Annotated in this window: 11 protein-coding genes and 1 pseudogene; 5 read left to right on the forward strand and 7 right to left on the reverse strand. The window is 54.1% G+C overall.

Going from position 1 to position 11,411, the window contains the following annotated elements; genetic code table 11:
* A pseudogene (locus ABJQ89_RS12660) lies at positions 1-419 on the reverse strand (proline--tRNA ligase); the annotation flags it as partial.
* Positions 420-616: 197 nt separating this feature from the next.
* On the opposite strand from ABJQ89_RS12660, the gene ABJQ89_RS12665 reads away from it, so the two are divergent.
* The 4 genes from ABJQ89_RS12665 to ABJQ89_RS12680 all read left to right on the forward strand — a co-directional run bounded on the left by ABJQ89_RS12665 (position 617) and on the right by ABJQ89_RS12680 (position 6,236).
* Positions 617-1,690, forward strand: a complete 1,074-nt coding sequence (locus ABJQ89_RS12665) for an AI-2E family transporter (RefSeq protein ID WP_348496586.1) — start codon at positions 617-619, stop codon at positions 1,688-1,690.
* Positions 1,691-1,693: 3 nt separating this feature from the next.
* Positions 1,694-2,380: a DnaA/Hda family protein gene (locus ABJQ89_RS12670; RefSeq protein WP_348496577.1), complete on the forward strand. Its 687-nt coding sequence runs from the start codon at positions 1,694-1,696 to the stop codon at positions 2,378-2,380.
* 25 nt (positions 2,381-2,405) lie between these two features.
* On the forward strand, positions 2,406-4,589 hold the full coding sequence (locus ABJQ89_RS12675) for an RNA degradosome polyphosphate kinase (RefSeq protein ID WP_348496587.1): 2,184 nt from the start codon (positions 2,406-2,408) through the stop codon (positions 4,587-4,589).
* Between the two features lie 72 nt (positions 4,590-4,661).
* Positions 4,662-6,236, forward strand: a complete 1,575-nt coding sequence (locus ABJQ89_RS12680; RefSeq protein WP_348496578.1) for a Ppx/GppA family phosphatase — start codon at positions 4,662-4,664, stop codon at positions 6,234-6,236.
* Between the two features lie 88 nt (positions 6,237-6,324).
* Here ABJQ89_RS12680 and ABJQ89_RS12685 read toward each other — a convergent pair whose 3' ends face one another.
* Genes ABJQ89_RS12685 through ABJQ89_RS12705 form a run of 5 tightly spaced genes read right to left on the reverse strand, consistent with a single transcriptional unit; the run spans position 6,325 to position 9,561 of the window.
* Positions 6,325-6,684 carry a hypothetical protein gene (locus ABJQ89_RS12685; protein WP_348496579.1) on the reverse strand — a complete coding sequence of 120 codons (360 nt, stop codon included), beginning with the start codon at positions 6,682-6,684 and terminating at the stop codon, positions 6,325-6,327.
* A 36-nt stretch (positions 6,685-6,720) separates the two neighbouring features.
* Positions 6,721-7,731: an endonuclease/exonuclease/phosphatase family protein gene (locus ABJQ89_RS12690; RefSeq protein WP_348496580.1), complete on the reverse strand. Its 1,011-nt coding sequence runs from the start codon at positions 7,729-7,731 to the stop codon at positions 6,721-6,723.
* Positions 7,731-8,414: a molecular chaperone DjiA gene (locus ABJQ89_RS12695; protein ID WP_348496581.1), complete on the reverse strand. Its 684-nt coding sequence runs from the start codon at positions 8,412-8,414 to the stop codon at positions 7,731-7,733. Before ABJQ89_RS12695 ends, ABJQ89_RS12690 begins: the two co-directional genes overlap by 1 nt.
* Positions 8,415-8,464: 50 nt before the next feature.
* The gene (locus ABJQ89_RS12700; protein WP_348496582.1) at positions 8,465-8,947 is read right to left on the reverse strand and encodes an N-acetyltransferase family protein; all 483 of its coding nucleotides are present in this window, start codon (positions 8,945-8,947) and stop codon (positions 8,465-8,467) included.
* On the reverse strand, positions 8,944-9,561 hold the full coding sequence (locus ABJQ89_RS12705) for a VOC family protein (RefSeq protein ID WP_348496583.1): 618 nt from the start codon (positions 9,559-9,561) through the stop codon (positions 8,944-8,946). The genes ABJQ89_RS12700 and ABJQ89_RS12705 overlap by 4 nt, the downstream gene beginning before the upstream one ends.
* Positions 9,562-9,720: 159 nt before the next feature.
* Between ABJQ89_RS12705 and nhaA the strand changes: the two genes are divergently transcribed.
* Entirely contained in the window at positions 9,721-10,908 is a 1,188-nt protein-coding gene (nhaA, locus tag ABJQ89_RS12710; protein ID WP_348496584.1) for a Na+/H+ antiporter NhaA, read from the forward strand.
* Between the two features lie 65 nt (positions 10,909-10,973).
* On the opposite strand, the gene ABJQ89_RS12715 is transcribed toward nhaA, so the two are convergent.
* On the reverse strand, positions 10,974-11,411 hold a 438-nt coding region (locus ABJQ89_RS12715; protein ID WP_348496585.1), incomplete at its 5' end, for a cobalamin-dependent protein.

Below are 11,411 nucleotides of genomic sequence, written 5' to 3' on the forward strand. Positions count from 1 at the left end.
CGGAACTTCCACTGGATGTGATAAAGCGTCAAAGGCAGCGCCTTGTAGCTGCCGACAAAGTTCGCGACGATGTCTGTGATCATCTCTTCGTTCGTTGGACCATAGAGCATCTCGCGGTCCTGACGGTCCTTAATGCGCAGCATTTCAGGGCCATAGGCGTCATAGCGACCGGACTTGCGCCACAGATCAGCAGATTGCAACGTGGGCATAAGCATCGGGATGTGACCGGCACGCTGTTGCTCTTCATGCACAATGTTTTCAATCTTGCGCAAAACCTTGAAGCCCATAGGCAGCCAAGAATAAATACCGGCAGAGGATTGTTTGATCATCCCCGCGCGCAGCATCAAGCGGTGGCTTACGATCTGCGCATCCGCAGGGTTCTCTTTCAAGATCGGCAAAAAATATCGGCTCAGGCGCATGGAACGTCCCTCAAAAATCTGTGGTTCTCACCCGTTTAGGCGCTTGTATCAATTCCAGCAAGACATGCGTCTTCATCTTTCAAGATAAACTTCGGGGGAGGCTCAGCAAAGCTGAGGCGGGGGCTGGCCCCCAACGGCCCTTGAAACCTCCCCTCGCTTAGGCGATGTCTAAGACAACACAATCAGCAGAGGCGCATATGGCTCATCCCGTTGAAGACCAGCTCAAATATTGGGGAATTTCCACGGCCGTTTTCTTGGTGGCCTTGTGGTATCTCGGCGATGTGATCCTGCCATTCGTTCTGGGCGGCGCTATTGCTTATTTTCTCGATCCTGTTGCGGACAAGCTTGAGGATTTAGGATGCAGTCGAGCGCTCGCAACGACGATCATTACGCTGATCGCCGTGCTCGTTTTTGTGGTCATGGTTCTGCTGGTCGTTCCAACCTTGATCTCGCAGGCGGTCACGCTCGTTGAAACTGCGCCGCAACTGTTCACAAATCTGCAGGCCTTTTTGGCAGAGCGCTTCCCGCAAATTCTGGATGAAGATTCAACTATTCGCCAATCGCTCATTGGCTTGGGTGAAACAATTCAGTCCAAGGGCGGGGAGCTATTTAGCTCGGTTGTCTCCTCTGCCTCCTCCATCGTCAGCATCTTGACGCTGTTTTTGATCGTGCCTGTCGTGGCTTTCTATCTCTTGCTAGATTGGGACAACATGACCGCACGCATCGACACGTTGCTGCCGCGCGATCATGCGCCCACAATTCGCATGCTGGCCAAACAGATTGATCAAACGCTCGCGGCCTTCATTCGCGGCATGGGCACTGTTTGCCTCATCCTCGGCACCTATTATGCAATCGCGCTCATGCTGGTCGGTTTGCAATTTGGTCTGGTCGTTGGGTTTATCGCTGGTCTGATAACCTTCATCCCCTATATCGGCGCTTTGATCGGCGGGGCATTGGCGATTGGTTTGGGGCTATTCCAGTTCTGGGGCGATTGGGTGTCATTGGGCTTGGTCGCAGGTATCTTTGTGGTCGGCCAAGTTTTGGAAGGTAATGTGCTTACCCCCAAGCTGGTCGGCTCATCGGTCGGTCTGCACCCCGTTTGGTTGCTGCTGGCTCTCTCAGTTTTCGGCTCGCTCTTTGGCTTTGTCGGCATGTTGGTCGCCGTCCCTGTTGCAGCGGCCCTTGGCGTGATCGCCCGTTTCTTCATCGGACAATATATGGGCAGCCGCCTTTATGCTGGTCTAGAAGGCCAACCGGAAAGCGAAGACTAAGACATGAGCGAACAACTTAGCTTTGATCTCCCATCGCGCGCCGCGTTGGGGCGGGATGATTTCTTTGTCTCTCCGTCCAATGCACTGGCTGTCGCGCTCATCGATGCACCCCACAGCTGGAGCAACGGAAAACTTCTGCTGATCGGGCCCGAAGCGTCGGGCAAGACCCATCTCGCCCATGTTTGGGCCGCGCAAAGCGGCGCGCAGATTATTTCTGCAGCGGATCTGTCCGAAGACGCCGTTCCCGATTTGCTGGCTACACCTATCGTGATCGAAGATGTGGATGCCATCGCGGGGCAACGCCCCATTGAAACGGCGTTGTTCCATCTGCACAATCTGTCCGCGGCGGAGGGGCAAAACGTGTTGCTCACAGCGCGCAGTGCGCCGCCGCGTTGGTCGCTCTCGCTGCCGGATCTAGCCAGCCGTATGCAGGCCGTTTTAATCGCAGAACTCGACGCGCCCGATGATACGCTGTTGACCGCGCTCATGATGAAGCTCTTTGCAGATCGCCAGTTGAACCCTGCCCCGGATGTTATTCCATTTCTGGCAAAGCGGATCGATCGTTCCTTCGCTGCCGTTCAGCGCATCGTTGCCGCGCTCGATAAAGCAGGTCTTGAAGAAAAACGCCCGCTCACACGCGCATTTGCATCGGCAGTGCTGGACAAATTCCCCCCGCAGGCGTCACATTAGTTTTACCCGACGCCCTTAAAGGTACCTGATGCAATCTGATTTTCTCCAAGCTGACCTTCCTGACCCACTCGAACTGGAAGACGTCGATCTGACGGGTCCAGGCCGTTTTGTGAATAGGGAGTTGAGCTGGCTCAATTTCAATTGGCGTGTCCTTGAAGAAGCAGAAAACCCGCGCGTGCCCTTGCTGGAGCGACTGCGGTTCCTGTCGATTTCCGCTACAAACTTGGATGAATTTTACACAGTGCGCGTCGCGGGTTTGCGTGAATTGGCGCAGGCGGGAAATACGACGCCCGCCGCTGATGGCCTATCCCCCGCAGAGCAGCTCACGCTCATCAATGAAGATGCCCGCGCGCTTTTGATGACCCAGCAGCGGGTCTATGAAAGCCTGCGCGCGCAAATGCTTGAGGCGAATATTGCGATCATCGATCGTTCTGAGCTCAGCGAAAGCGACAAAGATTTCATCGCTGATATCTTCTTGAACAAGGTCTTTCCTGTTCTGTCACCTCTGGCCATTGATCCGGCCCATCCCTTCCCTTTCATCCCGAACACTGGCCATTCGCTTGCATTGCAACTCGAACGCCAGTCCGACAAGCGCGAGCTGCAAGCGCTCTTGCCAATTCCAGCGCAGATTGACCGGTTTGTCGTTCTGCCAGCGCCAAAGGGCAAACTCCGCTACTTCCCTTTGGAAGATGTGTTGGTTGAAAACATTGGCCGCCTCTTTCCCGGCTACAAAATGCGTGGTCATTTCGGGTTTCGCGTTTTGCGCGATAGCGATTTGGAAGTGGAGGACGAAGCCGAAGATCTAGTTCGCGAATTTGAAGTCGCGCTCAAACGCCGCAAACGCGGTGAGGTCGTTCGCCTGACCTATACAGGCGATGCGCCAAACAAGATCAAAAGCCTTGTGATGCGCGAACTTGGCGTCAGCGACGCGGAAACCGTCGAACTGCCCGGCATGATTGGCATGGCCGATCTATCCGAGCTGGTCACCGATGCACGCCCTGACCTTTTGTGGCCCACCTTCATGCCCCGCGTGCCTGAGCGCGTACAGGACCATGAGGGCGATATGTTTGCTGCGATCCGTCAAAAGGATATGTTGCTGCACCACCCTTATGAGACCTTCGACATGGTCGTGCGGTTTTTGACCCAAGCCGCGCGCGATCCAGATGTCGTTGCGATCAAACAAACGCTTTATCGCACCTCCAAGCGCTCACCTATTGTGTCCGCGCTCTGCGAGGCTGCAGAAGACGGCAAATCCGTCACTGCTCTGGTGGAACTCAAAGCGCGCTTTGATGAAGCTGCAAACATTCGCCAATCCCGCCGCTTGGAACGTGCGGGTGCGCATGTTGTCTATGGTTTCCTCGATCTGAAAACCCACGCCAAAATCTCAACCGTTGTGCGCCGTGAGGGCGATCAGCTCGTCACCTATACCCATTACGGCACGGGCAACTACCACCCGATTACAGCGCGCATTTATACCGATCTTTCGTTTTTCACATGCGATGCAAAGCTAGGTCGCGATGCCACGAAGGTGTTCAACTACCTCTCGGGCTACGCTGCGCCCGACAGCCTTGATAATCTCGCGATTTCGCCTCTGACTCTGAAACCACGTTTGCTTGAGTTGATTGGCCGCGAAGCAGACCATGCCAAAGCCGGCAAACCAGCAATGATTTGGGCCAAGATGAATTCGCTCATCGATCCCGAAGTGATTGATGCGCTTTATGATGCCTCGCAAGCTGGCGTCAAAATTGATCTCGTGATCCGCGGTATTTGTGGCCTGCGTCCTGGTATCAAGGGCCTGAGCGAAACCATACGCGTCAAATCGATTGTTGGGCGTTTTCTTGAACACTCGCGCATTGTTTGCTTTGGCAATGGCCACGGCCTGCCCCACAAAAAGGCGCGCGTCTTCATCAGCTCCGCCGATTGGATGGGCCGAAATTTGAACCGGCGCGTCGAAACCCTTGTGGAAATCAACAACGCGACCGTCAAAGCCCAGATCGTAAGCCAAATCATGGCTGCCAATCTCGCTGACGTCGCGCAAAGCTGGGTCATGCGACCAGACGGGTCTTTCATTCGCGAGGCGGTTCCCGAAGGTAGTTTTGCCTTCAATTGTCATAAGTTTTTCATGGAAAATCCGTCCCTTTCCGGGCGTGGTAGCGCTGGCGCGGCAGATGTGCCCAAACTCACGCATACCAAAGACAACGACGCGTAGATCATTTTTGCCATTCTAAACTTGCCGACCTTGGCCTAAGCTGGCGTTAAGACTCCAACATCGGATCCCTTGATGAACGCTGAAATCACGCCCGACCTACCCGCTGATTTGGACGCCAGTTTTGGCCCCTTTGGCCGGCCTTTGTTTAACGATCCATCCGTGCGCAAACTCTCACGTGTTGGCGTGGTTGATATCGGCTCAAACTCGGTGCGAATGGTGATCTTCGACGGCGCAGCGCGTAGCCCGAACTATTTCTACAATGAAAAAGTCATGTGCGCTTTGGGCGCGGGTATTTCCGACACGGGACGTTTGAACCCCAAAGGGCGCGTTCGCGCGCTCGCGGCAATCGCACGTTTTGAGGCCATCGCGCAAAGCCTTGGGATTTCACCGCTGACTGCCGTTGCAACAGCTGCGGTGCGCGATGCAGAGGACGGACCCGAGTTTTGCGCTGATGTGTTGCGCGAAACCGGCTTGCAAGTGCATGTCATCGACGGCCCCGAAGAGGCGCGCCTCTCTGCACAAGGCGTTTTGCTGGGATGGCCCGGTTCTTATGGCCTAGTCTGTGATATCGGCGGTGCGTCAATGGAACTGGCAGAAATTCGCGATGGCCGTGTTGGTAAATGCGTGACCTCTTCGCTTGGCCCCCTCAAACTACAAAGCCTTAAAGGCGGCGCCAAGGCGCGCAAAGCCTATGCCAAAGAGGTCATCAAAGATCTCTGCGAGCAAATGGGTGAGCAGAAGGATCGATTGTTCCTTGTCGGCGGGTCTTGGCGCGCCATTGCACGGATCGACATGCATCGTCGCGGCTATCCTTTGCACGTTTTGCATGAATATCGGATGACCCCAAAATCCGTGCGTGAAACCGTTAAATACATCCAAAAGAGCGATATCGACGAGCTGCGCGCAGCTTGCGATATTTCATCTGCACGTATGGCATTGGTGCCCATCGCAACTGAAGTCCTCAAAATTCTGATCAGCCGCATCAAGCCCAAAGATATCGCGATCTCAAGCTATGGTATTCGCGAGGGCATGCTCTATGAGCAAATGCCACAGAAACTGCGCGACCGTGATCCGTTGATCGAATTCGCACGATTTTCTGAATCAAAAAACGCGCGCATGCCTGGTTTTGGCACAACGCTTTATGACTTCATCATGCCGCTGTTCAAATCCGCGCCCTTCGCGACCAAGCGCATGGTCAAAGCCGCGTGCCTTTTGCACGACGTAACATGGCGCGCGCACCCGGATTTCCGCGCGGAAGTCTGTTTTGACAACTCAACCCGCGCCAACCTTGGTGGTCTCAGCCACTCTGAACGGGTTTTTCTGGGTCTTGCCTTGCTGCACCGCTATCGAAACCAACGCAAAGGGTCACAGTTTGAAGACCTATTCGGTCTTTTGACAGACTCCCAGCAGCGCGAAGCGGAAATTCTGGGAAAAGCCATGCGCTTTGGCGCGATGCTCTGGATGGAAAAAGACGAAAAACTTGGCGAAATCCGCTGGTTCCCGAAGAAGAAGCAACTTGAACTGCGACTACATCTTTCCGCCAAACCTCTCTTCTCCGAAGTCGCAGAGGCGCGTCTGTCTTCCTTAGCGGCATCCTTGAATGCCGAGACAATTGTGAAATTCAACAAAGCGTCGAAAGACAGCTAAACCCCTTCAAAGCCACCATTGCGAAATGTCTTTGAAGGAGCGCGGGCTGGCGCCCTCCCTCGCCCCGATCCGATATTTCGAGCGTAACTTAAAGTTCGACTTCACCTTCAGGCGCTGCAATCTCATCGTCAGTTTTGCGGCGCAAGATAATATCGCCGTTCGGCAATATCTCAGGCGGATGGTATTTCGAAAAATCCTCGACCTGCCCCAGAAGATCACCAAGCGCAGGCCCCATGTTTTCAACAAACCCGCGCAACGCCGGTTCCAATTGATCAGACAGTTCTTCCATTTCCTTTAGCGCAGGTTCCATTTCCTGCACCAACCCCTTGAACAAAAGGCGCGCGCCTTCTTCCATAAGGTTAAAGCCATTGTCTGATGTCGTCTCTTCAGCCTGTGCAGGCAACGCCAGTGCAAGGGCCAAAGCAGCAGAGAGAGCAATCTGTTTCATAACGCCAATATAAGCACGTTGAATGTAAATTTTAGATCAAATGTCGATATCAAGCGTGACAGGGAAATGATCCGAGGCTGTCAGCAACGCATCGCGCAGTTCAATATTTGACCAACATTCTGGATCATCGAAGGGATGCCAGATGCGCCAAGATTTTGCTTTTGAACGCAAATCATCGCTTACCATGATGTAGTCAAGCAAGGCCTGCAAAAACCGATTATCCCGTTTCAGAAAGAACCGCGATGTTGTGGGCGAACCGCCGATTTTCCGCTCAAGCGCGCGCGCGGCATTGGGATCATAGAGGCAAGGACAGCCGACTTCGCCCAAAATGATCTCGACGGACGAGCGCCCAAACAGATTTTCATATTCATCAAGCCCGGGCCCATCGTTCAGATCACCCAGCACCATTAGGCTGTCACCAGCCTCTAAATGCGTCTCTACACGGCCACGCAGCCAAACCGCCTGCGCCAATTGCTTGCGTCGGTTCGCAATAGAAAAACGCATGACCTCGTCACGGTTATGCGCACCGTGCGGCGCTTTGCTTTTCAAATGCGCACCGATCATCCGCAGGCGCGTACCGCTGCTGGTTTCAATCGCCAGTTCCAAAGGAGGTTTGGAAAAATTTACACTTTCGCGGCGGCTATCCACATCAAGATCGATCTCGAACGCTGTATCGAAACGGGGGAACTCCCCTTCCACGCCGCCAATCGGATCATGCGTCGCGGACAGTTTTTTGGGATCGTAGAGCAAGGTTATTTCTTGCTGAGTGGTGTTGGTGAACCCGATCAACGCCTTGTTCGTTCGCAAGCCGCAAGCTTTCGCGAAATTCTCCAAAGCGCGCTCACCGGAGCGTTGCTTGTGATCATCAGGCGCTTCGATCACCATAATCGCGTCGGCGTCCAAAGCTTTGAACACGGTATTTAGCGCAGCGACTTGCGCGCGCCGCGTCACATCGCGCCGCCCCGACCAACGATCATCTGAATGAAGTGTGCCATCATCGTCGAATAAGCGATCGAACCATTCGACATTGTAACAAGCAATTCGCATTAAGCGGCCCGATCTTTGGTAATCTCTTCCCATGCGCGATTGATATCGACCATGCGTTTTTCTGCCATGCGCACCGCCTCTTGCGGAACACCCCGTGCAATCATGCGATCAGGATGGGTTTCCCGAACCATCTCGCGCCAGCGTCGTTTGATCTCGTCCAAGGGCATATCAGCGGTAACGCCAAGAACCGTGTAGGGATCAGGTTGAGCGTCTGGCACAAACCGCGCACGCAGCGCGCGGAACGCGGTGTCGTCCAGCCCGAAAATCGTCGCAACGCGTTCCAGAAACACGTTTTCATTCGGGTGATAAAACCCATCCGCCATGGCGATATAAAACAGCCCTTCGAGCAAATCACGCAAGGTGGAAGGCTCAGACCCAAACATGTGCGCGATGCGCGTTGCGTAATCTTCAAAGCCAGCAACGTCCAAGCGGGCCATGTTAAAAACACGGGCAGCATCCGCTTCATCTGCGGCGGCAATATTGAAAACTTCGCGAAAGGCTGTCACCTCATCGCGGGTCACCTGCCCGTCCGCCTTGGCCATTTTTGCGCCCAAAGCAATGACCGCAATCGTAAAGGCAACAGTGCGTTCAGGCGGGCTGCGCAAACGATCAAAGACAACCGAAAGGCTTTCACCTTGGCTAAGTGCGGCGAGCGCTTCGGATATGCGAGTCCAGAGTGACATGGCGCAACTTTAGGCCCTCTGGAGAGAAAAGCCCATGCGTCACACCCGTTTCAGCGCAGGATTTTCTGCATGAAGATCAAATCGATCCACCGCTCGAATTTGCGGCCCGATTGCGGGATCGTTCCGACGGTCTTGAAACCGACTTTTTCATGAAAGGTGATCGCATCTTGGTTTTCGCCGCTGACGGCCGCGCAGAAACTGTGAACGCCGTTGCGACGCGCATGTTCTTCCAACGCATCCATCAGGGCACGACCCGCCCCTTTCCCCCGCGCTTCAGGCGCCAAGTTTATCGAATGCTCTTTCGCCGCCGCATAGCCCGGACCACTTCGAAAAGGGAAATAAGTCGCGAACCCGAGTACAACGCCTCCCGTTTCAGCCACAAGAAACGCGCCCTCACGCGCAGCGATATCATTGGCAACGGTTTCGACAGTTTTGAGCTCTGTCGTGAAAGTCACCGTCGTATTCTCAATCAATGGATTGGCGATTTTGCAGATCGCTTCCGCATCGTGTGTGTGTGCCGTTCGAATGATCATAGAAGCGTTTTTATGCCATTAGGCGTGCTGAACTCTGCGATCAGCTCCGGCACCTCCCCATTCTCGAAACGTACCGCTGCGCCAATTACGTCGCCTAACATCTGAGCCAACGCTTCCGCTTCTGGATGGCAAACCGTTAGCATCTTCAATGAAATTGGAGCCGCCGTTAACATCGCCGCAGGATGCAACGTGCCGCCCCATTCAATGAGCGGCGGGAAGACACCGTCGAAAGGTAGCTTGCCTGTCGCAGCAACGGCCATTTGCCACCGTAAATCGCCGCGCTCCAGTGACACCGGCTCGCCTGCATCTTTCCAATGTACGCAGGCTTGCGCGATATCATCGACGCTGCACACCCAATTGGTTAAACGGGGCGCGCCGGCAAAGTTATCCAGATCAAACCATCGTGGACGATCGGGGTTTGGCACGTTTGGATCGACTGAAATCGCCTCCAAATACAAACCATCTTCCATACCTATCAAATGATTGTGCGTCGCAAATCGCGCATGTTCCCCGCCTGTTTGCATCGAGATACCCAAGGCCTCTTCGATGTGCGCACGCGCGTCATCACGGGTTTCGCCGCTTACGGCAAGATGATCTAATTTTACGCTAATCATATAAAAACCTTATGGAAATGCACTTGAGAGGCGAGCTATGCGCGAAATAACCATTATGTCGCACTGAAAACCTCAAGAAAAGTATTGAAGCCGCCACACCACGCACCATGTTACGTTGAATTAGGCGTATTACGCGCCAAAATTCCTTGGGAGGCAAGAATGTTACTACGCGCGATCGACAAATTTTTCAGCCATGAGGCTTCGGGTGGCATATTGCTCATGTTATCTGCCTTAGCGGCGATGATGATCGCAAACTCCGCATTGTCTAGCGTTTACGAGGGTGTTTTAGGAAGCTACCTCGCCGTTACGATAAATGGGTCCGGCCTTGAAAAACCTCTGATCCTTTGGATCAACGATGGTTTGATGGCGATCTTCTTTTTCTTGATTGGTTTGGAACTCAAACGCGAATTGCTGGAAGGCAAGCTCAAGAACCCGCGCGATGTTCTCTTGCCCGGCATGGCCGCGCTTGGCGGCATGGCAGTGCCTGCCTTGATCTTTGCAGCGTTCAACTGGAATTCACCAGAAACTTTAGGCGGTTGGGCCATTCCAGCGGCAACCGACATCGCCTTTGCGCTTGGCATCCTTGCGCTTGTTGGCAGCCGCGCGCCCGTGTCGTTGAAGGTGTTTTTGCTCACCTTGGCGATCTTGGACGACCTTGGCGCTATCATCATCATCGCGCTGTTTTACACGTCTGAGCTCAAGATCGATTATCTTTACCTCGCACTCTTGCCGCTGGCAGGCCTTATCTGGCTCAACATTAAAGGCGCGCACCGCGTTGCACCTGCGATCCTGCTCGGTGTGATCATGTGGTTCTTCGTTTTGAAGTCCGGCGTCCATGCAACCTTGGCAGGCGTTGTGACGGCCTTCTTGATCCCTTTGACTGACAAATGGGGCAAGTCTCCCCTGCACGCGCTAGAACATGCATTAACGCCCTACGTGCTGTTCCTGATCATCCCGATCTTTGCGTTTGCCAATGCTGGCGTTGTTTTAACGGGTCTCAGCCTATCCGATCTGTTGGCGCCTCTGCCCATCGGCATCGCTTTGGGCTTGATCCTTGGTAAGCAAATCGGAGTCATGGGGCTTACCTTCCTGACCGTCAAACTTGGCTTTGCAAGATTACCTCATGGTGCGACTTGGCTGCATATCTACGGGATCGCCTGTTTGGCTGGTGTCGGCTTTACGATGTCGCTTTTCATTGGTGGGCTCAGCTTTGCAGACGCAGCCACAATGAACCAAGTACGTCTTGGCGTTCTGACAGGCTCGATCATCTCAGGCATCCTCGGGTACTGCGCGCTGAAAATAGCATGCGCGAAGAGCGACGATGTTGAAGAGGCCGCGACAGCCTAAAAACAGCTGATCGCAAAATCGAACATACAAAAAGGGCGCACTTTTAACGGTGCGCCCTTTTTCGTTTAGCTGCGTGTGTCTCGGATAATCTGCAAAATATCCTGCGCGGCGTTCGGGATATTCGTGCCCGGACCGAAGATCGCTTTTACGCCCGCATCTTTAAGGAAGTCGTAGTCTTGCTGCGGAATGACGCCGCCGCAAATCACGATGATATCCTCTGCGCCCTTTTCTTTGAGCGCTTCGATCAGCTTAGGTGCGAGCGTCTTGTGACCAGCCGCTTGGCTGGAAATGCCGATCACATGCACATCATTGTCGACCGCATCTTGCGCCGCTTCTTCGGGTGTCTGAAACAGCGGGCCAACATCCACGTCAAAACCGATGTCGGCAAAAGCAGTCGCAATCACTTTTGCACCGCGATCATGGCCGTCTTGGCCCATTTTCACGACCAGCATGCGCGGGCGGCGTCCTTCATCCGCGGCGAAATCTTCAACCGATTTCTGGAT

The sequence above is a fragment of the Planktotalea sp. genome (assembly GCF_039984035.1).
Taxonomy (GTDB): Bacteria; Pseudomonadota; Alphaproteobacteria; order Rhodobacterales; family Rhodobacteraceae; genus Planktotalea.